A 15587-nucleotide genomic window follows, 5' to 3' on the forward strand; every position below is an offset into this window, starting at 1 on the left:
GGTCTGACTGATGCGACAATCCTACCGTAACACCGGACTGGCTTTGGCGGCCGTCATGGTAGCCGCGGGCTTCAGCGTGGCTGCCCCCGCCGATGCCCAGTCGCGCCGCGCGGCACCGGCGGCCAATAAGCGCGTGGCCCACGCCGCGCCTGCCCGCTATGCCACGCCGCGCGAAGTGAACTTCGCGACCAGCCTGCCAGCGGCCTCGGGTGTTCTGGGGGTTTTCGCCGCCTCGGAAGACGATCTGGCGGCGCGCGGTCTGGACGCCGCGACGCTGGAGGCCGTCAAGGCCGGTCTGACCGCCGCCCGCTTCACCTATGGCGCGCGTAAGAACATCAGTCTGTACGGCGTGGCCGGTTGGGACCGTGTCTTCGTGCAGGGTATTGCCGCCGACGCCAAGCCCGCCGACATCCAGACTGCAGGGACCATCGCCGGTCGCGCCCTGATGTCCGAGCCGGGTGCACTGACGGTAGCGGCCAAGGGCATGCACACGCCGGTCGTGTCGGAGATCGCCACCGGCCTTGGTATCGGCCAGTACCGCGTCGACTTCTACAACACCGCTCCGCGCGCCACGGTCATGCCGGGCGCGATTACGGTCGTATCGGACGACGTGCACGCGGCAGACCACTATGCCTCGCGCGGCCAGCACATCGTCGATGCGGTCTACTGGACCCGTAACATCTCGAACGAGCCGGCCAACATCGTCTATCCGGACGTGTTCGCCCAACGCACCCGCGAAGCCTTTGCCGGCGTGCCGGGCGTGACCGTTGAAGTGCTGGACGTTGCCGCCATGGAGCGTCTGGGCATGGGGGCCATTTTGGGCGTGGGCCGTGGCTCGCAGCGCCCGCCCGCCATGGTGGCCGTGCGCTATCGCGGTGACGGCGCGACCGGTGCGCCGGTGGCTCTGGTCGGCAAGGGCATCACCTTTGACTCCGGCGGTATCTCCATCAAGCCCAGCGCCAATATGGGCAATATGAAGATGGACATGTCCGGTGCCGCTGGCGTGGTCGGTGCCGTGATGGCTCTGGCCAAGGCTGGCGCTCCGGTCGACGTGGTGGCCGTGGCCGCCGTGGCCGAAAACATGCCTGACGGCGGTGCCATTCGTCCGGGTGACGTGCTGACGGCCATGAACGGCAAGACCATCGAGATCATGTCCACCGACGCTGAAGGCCGTCTGGTGCTGGCAGATGCTGTCCACTGGGCCGACATCACCTTCAATCCGGCGGCGATTGTCGATGTGGCGACCCTGACGGGGGCCGTCGGCGGGGCGCTGGGGCCGGACTATGCAGGCCTGTTCTCGCGTCACGATGCACTGGCCAGCCAGATCGCTGCTGCGGGTCAGGCCTCGGGCGAGACGGTTTGGCAATTGCCGCTGAACCCGGCCTATGCCGCCCGTCTGGCCTCGCCGATTGCCGACATGCGCAATGGCGGCGAGCCGGGGCCAGGTGCCGGTAACGGTGCCCAGTTCATCGGCAATTTTATCCGCCCTGAAACCCCGTGGGCCCACATCGACATGGCCAATGTCGCTTATGGCGGCGGCAATGATGTGAAACCGGCGGGCTCGGCTGGTTGGTCGGTGCGCCTGCTGGAACAGTTCGTGCGCGACTTCCAGCCGGTGGCTCAGGAAAAAGGCACCGGCGGCTACTAAGTCTCGCCCCTGAAATGAAGAAGGCCCCCGCTATCAGGTCGGGGGCCTTTTTTATTCGCCGTCGACAGCGACCACTGTGATGGTCTGTCCGGCCACCTCGGCCTCGTCATCGACGCGTTTGCCCATAAAGGCGCGGGCCAGTGGCGAGACATGGCTGATAGTGCCATTGGCCGGATCGGCTTCGTCCTCGCCGACGATCTTCCACGTCTGGGTGCGCCCATCCTCGCGCTCGATGGTGAAGCTGCCGCCAAAGCGCACACGGCCGTCAGCCGGCATTTCCACCAGCTGGGCCGACGCCCGCCGTGCCGACCAATAGCGCAGGTCCCGCGTAGCGCGCGCCATGGCGGTGCGGTCACTCTCGATAGAGCCCGACACCTGCGCCTCGGCATAGGCCGCCTTGGCGGCGGCCAGCGCCTCGTCGATCAGGGCCAGCCCCTGCGCCGTCACCAGATTGGGGTGTGGCGAGATCGGGCGGTCAACCAGATCGGCGGCGGTCGCTTCAAGGTCTTCTTCGCGGGTAAAGGCAACGCTCATGGCACAAGCCTATGCCCTCTAGCGGCGTTCCGGTCTAGGAAAGGCGTTATGAACGCGCCTACCCCCGCCTCCGCGAAAATCCCTGTGTCTTCCCATGTGGAAGTGCTGATCATCGGTGCTGGCCCTGCCGGTCTGATGGCCGCCGAAGTCTTGGCGACGAAGGGGGTCAGCGTTCAGGTTCATGAAAAGATGCCGTCCGTGGCCCGCAAATTCCTGATGGCGGGACGCGGTGGGCTGAACCTAACCCACACCGAACCCCGCCCCGCTTTTGATGCCCGCTATGGCGCGGCGGCGGATCGTATCGGGGCATGGTTGGATGGCTATGACGCGGCACAACTGATAGCGTGGGCCGAAGGACTGGGGCAGCCGTTGTTTGTCGGCAGTTCTCGTCGAGTGTTTCCCAAGGCGATGAAGGCCTCGCCCCTGCTGCGCGCGTGGTTGTCGAGGCTGGAAGGTCTGGGAGCCCAGATCATCACCCGGAGTGAATGGGTGGGATGGCGGGACGAAGCATGGCTGTTCCGCTCGCCATCAGGTGAGACCGCGATCAGGGCCGATGCCGTGCTTCTGGCGCTGGGCGGGGCCAGCTGGCCCAAGCTGGGGTCCGATGCTGCGTGGGTGCCGTGGCTGGCTGAAAAGGGCGTGGCTATCGAGCGCCTTCGGCCTGCCAATGCGGGCTTTAACCTCGACTGGTCCGAGGTGATGAAGGACCGCTTTGCCGGAACGCCGCTGAAAAATGTCGCCGTCACCCATGCGGACCGGACCGTGCGTGGAGAGGTCATGATCGCGGCCTATGGCTTGGAAGGCGGGGCCATCTATGCCTTGTCTGCCGGTTTGCGCCGCGCCATTGAGGCAGACGGCAAGGCGGACCTGTTGATCGATCTGCGGCCTGATCAAAGCGTCGAGGCCCTGGCGCGCAAGCTGTCGGCTCCGCGCGGCAAGAACAGCCTATCGAACCACCTGCGCAAGGCGGCAGGACTGGATGCCGCCGCTGTCGCCCTGCTGCGCGAAACGGGCCCCTTACCGACCGATCCCGAGGCTCTGGCCACCCTCATCAAGGCCGTGCCGCTGACGCTGACCGCCATGCAGGGGCTGGAGCGGGCCATTTCGTCGGCAGGCGGCATCCGTCTGGATCAACTGGACGACGACCTGATGCTGACCGCCCTGCCCGGCGTGTTTGCCTGTGGCGAAATGCTGGACTGGGAGGCGCCGACCGGCGGCTATCTGCTGCAGGCCTGTTTCGCCTCGGGCGTGCGCGCGGCAGGCGGTATCGCCCGCTGGCTGGCCAAGATGTGACCGAACAAAACTCGACAAGTCCGTGAAAACGCGTGAGGGTTTGCCTTCGGATTTGTGAAGGGAAACAGGATGATGGTCTATCGCGCGCGCAAACTGGCTTCGATCGGACTGGCGGCCTTGCTGCTCTCTTCCACCTCTGCACTGGCCCAGAGTGGTGCGCAAAAGATCGATCCGGAGCGCCTGAACGAACTCACCCGCGTACTGGCCTCTGACGAATTCGAAGGCCGTGGCCCCGCTACGCCGGGCGAAGAGCGCACCGTGGCGTGGATTGCGGAACAGTTCGCCGCTCTGGGGCTAGAACCGGCAGGCGAGAACGGCACCTTCTTCCAGACCGCCGATGTCAGCCGGACTTCTCAGGATGGACCGGCCACTCTGGTCGCCCAGGCAGGCGACAATCGCGTGACCTTCGAGCGCGGCAGCCAGATCATCGTCGGCTCTGACCGCCCCGTCACCCATATCCAGCTCGACAATGTGCCCGTGGTGTTTGCCGGCTATGGCGTCAGCGCACCCGAGCGCGGCTGGGACGATTTCAAGGACGTGGATGTGCGCGGCAAGCTGATCCTCGTCATCGTCAACGATCCCGATTTCAACGCCCCCGAAGGCCATCCGGTAGCGGACAAGTTCGATGGCCGCGCCATGACATTTTACGGCCGCTGGCCGTACAAGTTTCAGGAGGCCGCCGCCCAAGGAGCTGCTGGCGTTCTGGTGATCCACGACACGGCGGGCGCAGGCTATCCGTGGTCGACGCTGGAGGCTTCATCCACGGCACCGGACTTCGACATCGTGCGCGCCGATCCGGAAAAAGAGCGCGTGGCCGCTCAGGGCTGGATCCACAATGACGCCGCCGAGCAGCTGCTGGCCATGGCGGGCCAAGACCTGACGGCCCTGCGCGAGGCGGCGCGCAACGCCGACTTCCGTCCTGTGGAGCTGGACGGGGTGCAGATGACCGTCGACTTCCGCCAGAAGGCCGATCGCGTCCAGACCCGCAATGTGGTCGCCCGTGTCAAAGGCAGCCAACGACCGGATGAAACCGTTCTGTATGGTGCCCACTGGGATGCCTATGGCCGCGCCACACCCAAGAATGGCGACGACATCTATAACGGCGCCGTCGATAACGCGACGGGGGTTGCGGCCCTGTTGGAACTGGCGCGCCTATACGCCGAAGAGCCTGCCCCGCAGCGCTCGGTCGGTTTCATCGCATGGGCGGCAGAGGAAACCGGTCTGCTGGGTGCGGAATACTATGCGGCCAATCCGCTGTGGCCGCTGGAGACCACGGTTGCCAATATCAATATGGACAGCCTGCTGCCGGGTAAGGAGATCGACCCGCAGATCGTGGTCATCGGCCCCGGCAAGTCCGATCTGGACGACCGGCTGAAGGCGCTGGCCCAGCGCGAAGGCCGCGAACTGATCCCCGATCCGGCACCGCAAGCCGGGGCCTTCTATCGCTCTGACCACTTCCCGTTGGCCCGCGCCGGTGTACCGGCCCTGTTCGCTGCGGCGGGCTTTACCGGCCACAATGACGCCAGCAAGGACTATGTCCAGAACCGGTATCATCAGCCTACGGATGAATGGACGCCAGAGTGGACCATGGAAGGTGCCGCTGCCGATGTTCAGCTGCTGTATGATTCCGGTCGTACACTGGCCGACAGCCGCGACTGGCCGCAGTGGACGGCGGGTGCCGAGTTCGAGGCTATCCGCAAGCAAAGTGACGACCGCCGTCGCTGATCCCCTATGGAGTGGTGACCTTGTCCCCGCCCCGCGCTAGACCTGATGCCATGACCCAGACAGTCGATATCCACGGGACCTGTCCCGAACAGTTTGCCGCCGTCAAAGACGCCTTTGCCGCCAACTTCACCGAAGCCCCCGAGGGGCTGAACGAGGTCGGCGCGCGGTTTTCGGTTACGGTCGAGGGCGAGACGGTGATCGACCTGTGGGGTGGCACTGCCGATGTGGCGGGCGAGAAGCCCTTCACCCAAGCCACGCTGGTGCCGATTTTTTCCAGCGGCAAGGCGGTGATGGCGCTGCTGATCGCTACCTGCGTGGAGCGTGGCCTGCTGTCCTATGAGGACAAGGTTGCGCATCATTGGCCGGAGTTTGGGGCTCACGGTAAAGGCGATTTGACGGTCGGCCAGCTGATGAGCCACCAGTCGGGCCTGCCCGGCTTTGACGAGGCGGTCGAGCCGTCCATCTGGTACGATCCGCCTGCGGTTCTGAAACGTCTGGCCGCGCAAAAACCGATGTGGGAGCCGGGCACAGCGTCGGGCTATCACCCCATCTCCATCGGCCTGATGGCGGGCGAACTGTTCCGTCTGGTGGATGGTCGCAGCATGGGCGCGGCCCTGCGCGAGGATTTCTGCGAGCGCTTTGGTTTTGATCTGTGGATCGGTACCCCGCCCAGCGAGCATGACCGCGCCGCCGAGATGAAACGCCCCAGCGCACTGCCCAATCTGGGCAAGCTGGACGAGCTGAAAATGGCTGCCTTCGTCAATCGTGGTGCGGCACCGGGCGGGCGTGGCTCGGCGGAGTGGCGTCAGGCAGAAATCCCTTCAGCCAACATGCATGCGTCGGGTGCCGACATGGCCCGCATCCTGTCCATCATCGCCAATCAGGGCCGCTATAACGGTGCCAACATCCTGTCCGAGGACACCATCGCCGAGATGTCGCGCGAGCGTATCCACGGGCCGGACAAGATCCTGCCGTTCGACCTGTCATGGGCGGCGGGTCTGATGCGCAATGAAGGCTTGGATATCTTCGGGCCTAACCCTGACGCGCTGGGCCACTGTGGCTGGGGCGGCTCGCTGGTATGGGCCGATGCCAAGGCCCGTGTGTCGGGGGGCTATGTCATGAACCGCCAGTCACCGCACCTGCTGGGTGATCCGCGCGCCACGGCTTTGGTCAACGCCTTCTATCAGGCGCTCTGAGGACCGCTTCAGGCGCCAAGCGTCAGGCGTCTGACGGGATCGCCATCTGATCGTGAAGAATGCGCCAGCCGTCGGCAGTACGGCGCAGCACACGGGTGAACAGGCCGCGATGGTGGACGCCGTTGCGGCTGACCACCATCCGGCCGCTGACTACGGCGGTGTGGGCGTCCAGCTGCATGGTCTCGAACCACTCATAGTTCATCACGCCCAGCCCGCCTTGGCGCGCGGCCATGCGGGTCAGCTGTTCACGAACCGGCTCTGGGCCCTTCAGCGGCAGGTCTCCCATCAGCACCAGCAGCGGCTGGTCCTGATCGTAAAAGCCCATCACGTCCTCGACAGTACCTTCGGACCACGCAGCAGCGGCACGGTCCAATGTGTCGCTGATCTGGTCAAAGGCTGCTGCCGAGGCCGCAGCGGGCGTTAGCGCCGTCTGGGCGCGCGCTTCGGTCACGGCCGGTTCGGCACGGGCGGTGCGAACCACGTCCTGAGCCGAGGCACAGGCCGGAGCCCCTGCCAGAACGAGGGTCGAAAGGGCCAGCGCGGACAGGAGACGATTAGGGGTCATAAGGCTGTCTTAGTCCTGAATGGGTCCAAACATCAACGCGGCCAAATAGGCGCGTTAGCTTAGCGGGGGCGATCCACCGATGCGCCTTCGTCGGCGGGCTCCACCAGACCGGGCTCGGGTTCGCTAACAATCGGGGCATGGGGTTTGCGGCGCGAGGTACGCACGGCACCGATTACAAACACGGTCACAGCCGCCCAGATAAAGCCGAAGGAAATGATACGGATCAGGCCCAGCGGCTCACCCTGAAGCGTGCCAATCACGAAAACGATCGTTGGAGCCAGATACTGCAAAAAGCCCATGGTCGACAGCGGCATGCGGCGCGCGGCCCACGCAAACAGGGCCAACGGCACCACTGTCAGCGGCCCTGCAAACAGCAGCCATGCCGTGGTGGCCGGCGAGTTCAGGAAGTGGCTCTGGCCGTGGGTCATACCCCAAATGACAAAGGCCAGACCCGGCAGGGACAGCACCAGACATTCGACCAGCAAACCGGTCTGTGCATCGGCGGTGATGCGTTTGCGGATGATGCCATAGGTGGCAAAGCTGGTAGCCAGTATCAGGGACACCCACGGCATGTGGCCCAGAGCGATGGCCTGAATGACCACGCCAATGCCGGCCAGAACCACGGCGATCTTGCCCGGCCCGCTGAGGCGTTCTTTGAACAGCCAGGCACCCGCCGCCATGTTCAACAGCGGGTTGAGATAATAGCCCAGCGAGGTTTCAAGGGCCCGCCCGCTGTTGACCGCCGAAATATAGGTGATCCAGTTCACGGCGATGAACAACGATGACAGCACCAGCCAGCCCATGGTGCGTTTGTCGCGCAAGGTGGCGATGACCTTGTCCCACTGGCGGGCCATAGCCACCAAAAGAACGGCCATGGGCACGCCCCAGACGGCGCGGTGGGCCAGAATCTCCCAAGGGGTCGCGCCATGGGCTGCCATCTGCTGGAAGGCCAGCGGGATGAAGCCCCACATCAGATAACAGACCACACCGGCTATGACGGCATTACGGGCTTCGTTCGGGGCGGGCGACAGGGGAGAGACGCTCACGGATCACCTGTAGAATGGCCAGAGACGCGACCAGAATGAACTGAAGTAAAAAACGCCCCGCGGCGTGGGCTGCGGGGCGTTTGAGGAAGGCTTTAGACAATCAGGGTTCGAACGCCGGACTTCGGCGTGATGGTTCCCGTCTCATCCAAAAGTTGGGCGATCTGCACCGCGTTCAGGGCTGCGCCCTTACGCAGGTTGTCGCCCACGCACCAGAAGGTGATGCCATTCTCGACGGTCGGGTCTTTGCGAATGCGCGAGACATAGACCGGATGTTCGCCAGCCACGTCGACCGGCGTGACGTAGCCATCGTGCTCCAGCTTGTCGACGACCAGCACGCCGGGGGCTTCGCGCAGGATTTCGCGGGCCTCGTCCGGCTCGATCGGGCGGTCAAACTCGACCGTGACGGTTTCGGAGTGGCCTACAAACACCGGCACGCGCACGCAGGTGACGGTCAGCTTGATGTTCGGGTCCAGCATCTTGTGGGTCTCGTCCCACATCTTCGCTTCTTCGTCGGTATAGCCGTCGTCGCGGAACGAACCGATGAAGGGGATGACGTTGAAGGCGATCTGCTTGGGGAATTTCTTCGGCGTGGTGTCGCCCAGGCCGTAGACGGCCTTGGTCTGGTTCCACAGCTCGTCCATGCCTTCCTTACCGGCACCCGACACCGACTGATAGGTCGAGACGACCGCGCGTTTGATCTTGGCGGCGTCGTGCAACGGCTTCAGTGCCACGACCAGCTGGGCGGTCGAGCAGTTCGGGTTGGCAATGATGTTTTTCTTCTTGGCGTCCTTGACCGCATCCGGATTCACTTCCGGCACGATCAGCGGCACGTCGGGGTCCTTACGGAAGGCCGAGGAGTTGTCGATTACGATCGGGCCCATCTTGCCGATCTTTTCCGACCAGGCGCGCGAGACGTCGCCACCGGCGGACATCAGCACGATGTCGACCTGCGAGAAGTCAAAGGCTTCGATGTCTTCGCACTTGATGGTCTTGTCACCCCAGGCGACGTCCATGCCTTTCGATTTTCGTGAAGCAATCGCGTGCATTTTCTCGACGGGGAAGTTCAGTTCCTCGAAAATGGCCAGCATTTCCCGACCGACATTGCCGGTGGCGCCTACGATGGCGACGCGATAGCCCATGGTGAAATCAACCTTCTATATGGGTGTGTGGAAGAAGCAGCTTTGCATGTGGTGGTTTCGCACGTGCGAAGCAACCAAAATAATCCAATCTCCCGCTTTCAACATAGTGTGGCTTTCAAAGGCAGGGCTCTGGGACTATGCGGAGGGGCATGACCTCGCGCATCCGTAGTGCTTACGACATCCGTATCGAAGAAGGCGTACTGACGCCGGATCCGGCTCAGGAAGGGCTGATTGCCGAGCTGGAACGTCTGGAAACCGATCTGGCGAAGAAGGGCCTGTTCGGTTCGGTGCCCGATGTGCGTGGCATCTATATATGGGGCCCGCCGGGGCGCGGTAAGTCCATGCTGATGGACCTGTTCTATGCCTCTACGCCCGAACAGAAAAAGGTGCGCGCCCACTTTCACGCCTTTATGGCGCGGGTGCATGATCTGGTGCGTCAGTGGCGCGAGGGCAGCCGCGCGGATCGCAAGGCCGTGTTTGGCCAGCATCGCGGCGATGATCCTATCCCGCCAGTCGCCAGCCTGATCGCCTCCGAAGCGCGCCTGCTGTGCTTTGACGAACTTCAGGTCACCGATATCGCCGACGCCATGATCCTAGGGCGTCTGTTCGATGCCCTGTTCGAGAAGAAGGTGGTTCTGGCCATTACCTCGAACCGCGCACCCGAGGACCTGTACAAGAACGGCATCAATCGCCAGCTCTTCGTGCCCTTCATCGATGTTCTGCGCGAAAAGACTGTGGTGGTCGAGACCGCAGGGGCCAAGGATTTCCGCCTCGACCGTCTGTCGGGCGACAAGGTCTGGTTCTCGACCGGAGCCGAGGGCAGTGTGGCCGCCTTCGAGCTGTTGTGGTCGGACCTGAAGGGCGGCGAGCCCGAAGAACCGACGGCGCTTCCGGTACTGGGCCGCGAGGTCAGGATCGAGCGGACGGTCGGCGGTATGGCACGCGCCACCTTTGATGATCTGTGCGGCAAGCCGCTTGGTCCGCAGGACTATCTGGCTATCGCCAAACGCTTTCATACTGTTTTTCTGGAAAACGTCCCGCGCTTGGGACCGAACAATCGTCAAGAGGCCCGCCGCCTCGTGACGCTGATCGACGCCCTGTACGAAGCCAAGACCCGTCTGGTGGTTCTGGCCGAGGCCGAACCCGAAGTCCTCTATCCCGAAGGCGACGGGGCCTTCGAGTTTGAACGCACCGTCTCGCGCCTGAACGAGATGCGCAGTCAAAGCTGGCTGGAGCACGAGCCAGAGGCGGTGAAGGCCCACTAAGCGACATAAAGAAAGGGCCGCCCCAGAGACTGGAGCGGCCCTTTCTTTATCCCGGAGCCATTTTCCTCAAGCAGCGAGCGACCGCGTCGCGAGCGTTAGGGAAATGGCGTGGCCCGCTCAAAGAGCGGGCCTGCCCTCTTAGGCGAGGCTCGGATCAGCAACCTTACAGGCTTCGATCAGGCCTTGGACCGATGCGACCGACTTGGCCAGCATCTCTTTTTCTTCGTCGTTGGTGGTGAACTCGACGATCTTCTCGACGCCAGCGGCACCGATCATGGCCGGCACGCCGACGTACAGGTCGTTCAGGCCGTATTCGCCGTTCACGTAAACAGCCGACGGCAGGACGCGCTTTTGGTCCAGCAGGTACGAACGGGCCATGGCGATGGCCGATTCAGCCGGAGCGTAGAAGGCCGAGCCGGTCTTCAGCAGGGCTACGATCTCGCCGCCGCCCTTGCGGGTGCGCTCGACGATAGCGTCCAGATCAGCTTGCGACAGGAAGCCAGCAGCCACAGCGTCCGGCAGCGGCAGGCCGCCCACGGTCGAGTGACGGACCATCGGGACCATGTCGTCGCCGTGACCGCCCAGGGTCCAGGCGTGGATGTCCTGGATCGACACGCCGGTCTTTTCAGCCAGGAAGTAGGCGAAACGAGCCGAGTCCAGAACGCCAGCCATGCCGACGACCTTTTCCTTCGGCAGGCCCGAGAATTTCTGCAGAGCCCAAACCATGGCGTCCAGCGGGTTGGTGATGCAGATCACAAAGGCGTTCGGAGCGTATTGCTTGATGCCTTCACCCACGGCCTTCATGACCTTCAGGTTGATGCCGATCAGGTCATCGCGGCTCATGCCCGGCTTGCGCGGCACACCGGCGGTGACGATGCAGACGTCTGCGCCTTCGATGGCGGCGTAGTCGTTGGCGCCCTTCAGGGCCACGTCTTGACCGAAGACAGCCGAGGCTTCGGCGATGTCCAGACCCTTACCCTGCGGGGTGCCTTCAGCGATGTCGAACAGGACGACGTCGCCCAGAGCTTCGCGGGCTGCGATGTGGGCCAGGGTGCCGCCGATCATACCGGCGCCGATAAGGGCAATCTTTGCGCGAGCCATTTAAGGTCTCTCCAGTCGATGTTGCGTGTGCGAAACACTATTCGATGGCGGGCGGTCTAGACCCGCGCGGGAGCGGGAGCAAGCCTCCCGCGTTTCGGCTTTAGTAATCAATGTGCGGCCTTTGCGCCGGTCAGGTATGTCTATGAGCCCCCAGTCCGACCTAACGCCTTATGAAAACAAAGCTTTGGCACAGAGCCTGAGCTGGCGCACCCGCCAGAAGAAGCGTCCGGGCATGTGGGATCGAACCACCCGCGCGACGCAGGATCGCATCAACAACATCATTCCCGAGCCCGTTCACAAGGTGGTGACTTCGGCGATGAAGGGCATCACGCAGGCGATTATGACGGGATCGGGCTGGATTTCCGGACAGCCTAGGATTGAGGGCTCGTTGGAAGAGCGCGAAGCGGCCGTCCGCGAGCGTCTGGTCTTTTATCGGCGCACAGCCAGCGTCGAGGGCGGCGTGGCCGGTGCCGGGGGCTTTGTGCTGGCGGCGGCTGATCTTCCGGCCCTGATGGCGATCAAGATCAAGCTGCTGTTCGAGATATGCGCCCTTTACGGCCACGACAGCCGTGATCCGGCCGAACGCCTGTTCATGCTACGCATCTTCCATGTGGCATTTTCCAGCGCGCGCCAGCGTCCCGCGGCTCTGGAAGCGCTCGAGGCCAGCATTCCGGAAACGGACGGACCCGCCGTAGACATCGACTGGCGTCAGTTCCAGTTGGAGTATCGCGACTACATCGATCTGGCCAAGCTGTTGCAGCTACTGCCGGTGGTCGGCGCGCCGGTGGGGGCGGTCGCCAATTGGCGTCTGACGAACCATCTGGCCTATACAGCGGTTCAGGCCTATCGCTTGCGCTGGTTTAACGAGCCGGACGCGACATGACTGCTGACTTCCACGCCGACCCTGCCTTCGAGGCCGCCTCTGTTTTTGCGGCGGACTGGCCCCTTTGCCACGTCAGGATCCAGAACGATGCCCGCTATTGCTGGGTGATCCTGTTGCCGCGCGTGGAGCATGCGGTCGAACTGTCGGACCTGTCACCTGATCAGCGCGCAACGCTGATGGAGGAAATGGTCAGCGCGGGAGAACTGGTGGCGGCTATGGCCGCTGCTGAAGGCCGGCCGATCGATAAGATCAACACCGCTGCGCTGGGCAATGTCACGCGCCAACTGCACGTCCACATTCTGGGGCGACGCAAAGACGATGACCTCTGGCCCGATCCTGTGTGGGGGCGCGCCGGAGCAAAACCTTGCGATGACGATACGTTAAAGGCCCGCATTAAGGCCGTTCGTGATCACGATTTAGGTAAGCGGGACACTTAATAGTCCGACTTAGGGCGTGGCTTCGTTGACATCGCCTGCTGCACGGCACAAAAGCCAATGCAACAGTCTGACCCTGAATTTCCACAGGTTTTTTGAGAATCATTCGCATGTCGCACCATCAGGCAGCGGGTGGGGCTAACGGCGACCGCACCGGCCGTTATGTCCGCCACCCCAACGGGCACGTCACGCCGATGTCGCCTTTCACTTCGATCTGGCGCTGGCACATCACTATGGTGGCCTCGATCCTCTTCCGCGTGACGATTGGCGCGGCCACGGTCGGTGCCATTCTGATGCTGGGCTGGCTGGCTACTGCCGCCAATGGCGCAGAGGCCTATAACGCGCTGGCACAGTGCCTCGCCTCGCCGCTGGGTCTGATCGTCGGCTTCGGCCTGACGCTGGTGCTGTTCTCCTTCTTCCTGAACGGTGCCCGCCACCTGATCAACGACTTCGGCCTTGGCCTGACGGTCAAGTCGGCCAACCTGCTGTCCCGTATCGCTGTGTACGGTCCGGTGGTTCTGGCCGTGCTGTTCTGGGTCGCCCTGTTCGCAACCGGAAAGGTTTCGCTGTGAGCGCTGCACCTAAGTTCAAGAACAATGTGAAGATCTCCGAGCGTCACGGTGCCGGTGAATGGAAGCTGGAAAAAGCGCTTCTGCTGATCCTCATGCCGCTGTCGCTGTGGGTGGCCTCTTCGGCCTTTACCCTGGCCGGTGCCGATGCTGCGGCTCTGGGCGCATGGTTCGCCAACAAGCTGAACGTGGTGCTGTCGGTTGCGACCGCACTGGTGTTCTTCGGCTTCGCCAACCTCGCCTGGAAGGTGATCATCGAAGACTACGTGCCGAACCCCTCGTCGCGTAAGTCGCTGAGCCTAGTGGCTCTGATCGTCTTTGTTCTGCTGGCGCTGGCCAGCATCTTCTTCATCGTGCGTGCAGCCTCGGCGCTGTCCGCAGGAGTTTAATCGACCATGGCTGCTTACGAGCTTATCGATCACGAATACGACGTCGTCGTCGTTGGCGCGGGTGGCTCGGGCCTGCGCGCTGCACTCGGCGCCGCCCAGCAGGGCCTGAAGGTCGCCTGCGTCACCAAGGTCTTCCCGACCCGCTCGCACACCGTGGCCGCTCAAGGCGGCATCTCGGCTTCGCTGGGCAATATGGGCGAAGACAGCTGGCAATGGCACATGTACGACACCGTCAAGGGGTCGGACTGGCTGGGTGACCAGGACGCTATCGAATATCTGGTCCGTAACGCGCCGCAGGCCGTTTACGAGCTGGAACACTGGGGTGTGCCGTTCTCGCGTACCGAGGAAGGCAAGATCTACCAGCGCGCCTTCGGCGGCATGACCCGCAACTTCGGTGAAGGTCCTGTGCAGCGCACCTGCGCCGCCGCCGACCGTACCGGCCACGCCATCCTGCACACCCTGTACGGCCAGTCGGTCCGTCGCGAGGTCGAGTTCTTCGTCGAATACTTCGCTCTCGACCTGATCATGCAAGACGGCACCTGCACCGGCGTCACCGCCCTGCAGCTCGACAACGGCCAGATGCACCAGTTCCGCGCCAAGATGGTCGTTCTGGCCACCGGCGGTTACGGCCGCGCCTACTTCTCGGCCACCTCGGCCCACACCTGCACCGGCGACGGTAACGCCATGGTTCTGCGCGCCGGTCTACCGCTGCAGGACATGGAGTTCGTCCAGTTCCACCCGACCGGCATCTACGGTGCCGGCTGCCTGATCACCGAAGGTGCTCGTGGTGAAGGGGGTTACCTGACCAACTCCGAAGGCGAGCGCTTCATGGAGCGCTATGCGCCGACCGTGAAGGACTTGGCTCCGCGTGACATGGTCTCGCGCTCGATGACCATCGAAATCCGCGAAGGTCGCGGCGTGGGCCCGAACAAGGACCACATCTTCCTGCATCTGGATCACCTGGATCCGGCCATCCTGCATGCTCGCCTGCCGGGTATTTCGGAATCGGCCAAGATCTTTGCCGGCGTGGACGTGACCAAGGAGCCGATCCCGGTTCTGCCGACCGTTCACTACAACATGGGCGGTATCCCGACCAACTATCACGGCGAGGTTCTGACCCTGCGTGATGGCAATCCGGACAGCGTTGTTCCGGGTCTGATGGCGGTGGGTGAAGCCGCCTGCGTTTCGGTGCACGGTGCCAACCGTCTGGGCTCCAACTCGCTGACCGACCTCGTGGTTTTCGGCCGTGCTGTCGGCCTGCGTTGCGGCGAAGTCGTCGACAAGAACGCTCCGGTCCAAGACGCGCCGAAGTCGCAGATCGACGCCCACATGGCCCGCTTCGACCGCTTCCGTTACGCCTCGGGCTCGACCCCGACGTCGGAACTGCGTCTGTCGATGCAGCGCGCCATGCAGTCGGACGCTGCCGTGTTCCGTACCGGCAAGACGCTGGAAGAAGGCGTGCAGAAGCTGCGCGCCATCGACGCAGCGGGTTCGGACATCAAGACCACCGACCGTGGCCTGATCTGGAACACCGACCTGATGGAAACCCTCGAGTATGACAACCTGATCGCTCAGGCCATGGTCACCATCGAGGGCGCAGCCAACCGTACCGAGTCGCGCGGCGCACACGCCCGTGAGGACTTCCCGGATCGTGACGACCAGAACTGGATGAAGCACACTCTGGCGTGGAAGCGTCCGGGCGAAGGCGTCCAGATCGACTACCGTCCGGTTCACAACTACACCATGTCGGACGAGGTCTCGTATATCGAGCCCAAGGCCCGCGTGTACTAAGGAGGATTT

The 15587-nt window shown here is 63.4% G+C and carries 15 protein-coding genes; 10 read left to right on the top strand and 5 right to left on the bottom strand.

Features of this window, described 5'->3' with window-relative positions; genetic code table 11:
• Positions 1–10 precede the first annotated feature (10 nt).
• On the top strand, positions 11–1648 hold the full coding sequence (locus tag B3B04_RS03560; RefSeq protein ID WP_292039930.1) for a leucyl aminopeptidase family protein: 1638 nt from the start codon (positions 11–13) through the stop codon (positions 1646–1648).
• A 51-nt stretch (positions 1649–1699) separates the two neighbouring features.
• On the opposite strand, the gene greA is transcribed toward B3B04_RS03560, so the two are convergent.
• Positions 1700–2182, bottom strand: a complete 483-nt coding sequence (gene greA / locus B3B04_RS03565; protein ID WP_292039932.1) for a transcription elongation factor GreA — start codon at positions 2180–2182, stop codon at positions 1700–1702.
• Positions 2183–2230: 48 nt separating this feature from the next.
• Here greA and B3B04_RS03570 point away from each other — a divergent pair, with 48 nt between their 5' ends.
• The 3 genes from B3B04_RS03570 to B3B04_RS03580 all read left to right on the top strand — a co-directional run bounded on the left by B3B04_RS03570 (position 2231) and on the right by B3B04_RS03580 (position 6396).
• Entirely contained in the window at positions 2231–3475 is a 1245-nt protein-coding gene (locus tag B3B04_RS03570) for a TIGR03862 family flavoprotein (RefSeq protein ID WP_292039934.1), read from the top strand.
• A 69-nt stretch (positions 3476–3544) separates the two neighbouring features.
• Positions 3545–5200 carry a M20/M25/M40 family metallo-hydrolase gene (locus B3B04_RS03575; RefSeq protein ID WP_292039937.1) on the top strand — a complete coding sequence of 552 codons (1656 nt, stop codon included), beginning with the start codon at positions 3545–3547 and terminating at the stop codon, positions 5198–5200.
• Positions 5201–5250: 50 nt separating this feature from the next.
• Positions 5251–6396 (top strand): serine hydrolase domain-containing protein, encoded by a 1146-nt coding sequence (locus B3B04_RS03580; protein ID WP_292039939.1) that lies wholly within the window; start codon positions 5251–5253, stop codon positions 6394–6396.
• A gap of 22 nt (positions 6397–6418) precedes the next feature.
• Here B3B04_RS03580 and B3B04_RS03585 read toward each other — a convergent pair whose 3' ends face one another.
• The 3 genes from B3B04_RS03585 to B3B04_RS03595 all read right to left on the bottom strand — a co-directional run bounded on the left by B3B04_RS03585 (position 6419) and on the right by B3B04_RS03595 (position 9146).
• Positions 6419–6961 carry a YybH family protein gene (locus B3B04_RS03585; RefSeq protein WP_292039940.1) on the bottom strand — a complete coding sequence of 181 codons (543 nt, stop codon included), beginning with the start codon at positions 6959–6961 and terminating at the stop codon, positions 6419–6421.
• A gap of 59 nt (positions 6962–7020) precedes the next feature.
• Positions 7021–8007, bottom strand: a complete 987-nt coding sequence (gene rarD, locus B3B04_RS03590; protein WP_292039943.1) for an EamA family transporter RarD — start codon at positions 8005–8007, stop codon at positions 7021–7023.
• A 92-nt stretch (positions 8008–8099) separates the two neighbouring features.
• A complete protein-coding gene (locus B3B04_RS03595) occupies positions 8100–9146 on the bottom strand; it encodes an aspartate-semialdehyde dehydrogenase (RefSeq protein WP_292039945.1) in 1047 nt (348 codons plus the stop codon).
• Positions 9147–9295: 149 nt separating this feature from the next.
• Here B3B04_RS03595 and zapE point away from each other — a divergent pair, with 149 nt between their 5' ends.
• Positions 9296–10411 carry a cell division protein ZapE gene (gene zapE, locus B3B04_RS03600; RefSeq protein WP_292039948.1) on the top strand — a complete coding sequence of 372 codons (1116 nt, stop codon included), beginning with the start codon at positions 9296–9298 and terminating at the stop codon, positions 10409–10411.
• Positions 10412–10549: 138 nt separating this feature from the next.
• Here zapE and mdh read toward each other — a convergent pair whose 3' ends face one another.
• Positions 10550–11512 (bottom strand): malate dehydrogenase, encoded by a 963-nt coding sequence (gene mdh / locus B3B04_RS03605; RefSeq protein ID WP_292039951.1) that lies wholly within the window; start codon positions 11510–11512, stop codon positions 10550–10552.
• Positions 11513–11654: 142 nt separating this feature from the next.
• Here mdh and B3B04_RS03610 point away from each other — a divergent pair, with 142 nt between their 5' ends.
• The 5 genes from B3B04_RS03610 (at position 11655) to sdhA (ending at position 15578) form a co-directional block, all read left to right on the top strand.
• Positions 11655–12395, top strand: coding sequence for an EcsC family protein (locus tag B3B04_RS03610; RefSeq protein ID WP_292039953.1), 741 nt, complete (start codon positions 11655–11657; stop codon positions 12393–12395).
• Positions 12392–12832, top strand: a complete 441-nt coding sequence (locus tag B3B04_RS03615; RefSeq protein ID WP_292039956.1) for an HIT domain-containing protein — start codon at positions 12392–12394, stop codon at positions 12830–12832. Before B3B04_RS03610 ends, B3B04_RS03615 begins: the two co-directional genes overlap by 4 nt.
• A 107-nt stretch (positions 12833–12939) precedes the next feature.
• The gene (gene sdhC, locus B3B04_RS03620; RefSeq protein WP_292039958.1) at positions 12940–13401 is read left to right on the top strand and encodes a succinate dehydrogenase, cytochrome b556 subunit; all 462 of its coding nucleotides are present in this window, start codon (positions 12940–12942) and stop codon (positions 13399–13401) included.
• Positions 13398–13787, top strand: coding sequence for a succinate dehydrogenase (locus B3B04_RS03625; RefSeq protein WP_292039960.1), 390 nt, complete (start codon positions 13398–13400; stop codon positions 13785–13787). The genes sdhC and B3B04_RS03625 overlap by 4 nt, the downstream gene beginning before the upstream one ends.
• A gap of 6 nt (positions 13788–13793) precedes the next feature.
• Positions 13794–15578, top strand: a complete 1785-nt coding sequence (sdhA, locus tag B3B04_RS03630) for a succinate dehydrogenase flavoprotein subunit (RefSeq protein ID WP_292039961.1) — start codon at positions 13794–13796, stop codon at positions 15576–15578.
• Positions 15579–15587: the final 9 nt, after the last annotated feature.

It is taken from the genome of Brevundimonas sp. UBA5713, assembly GCF_002419815.1.
Lineage (GTDB): Bacteria > Pseudomonadota > Alphaproteobacteria > Caulobacterales > Caulobacteraceae > Brevundimonas.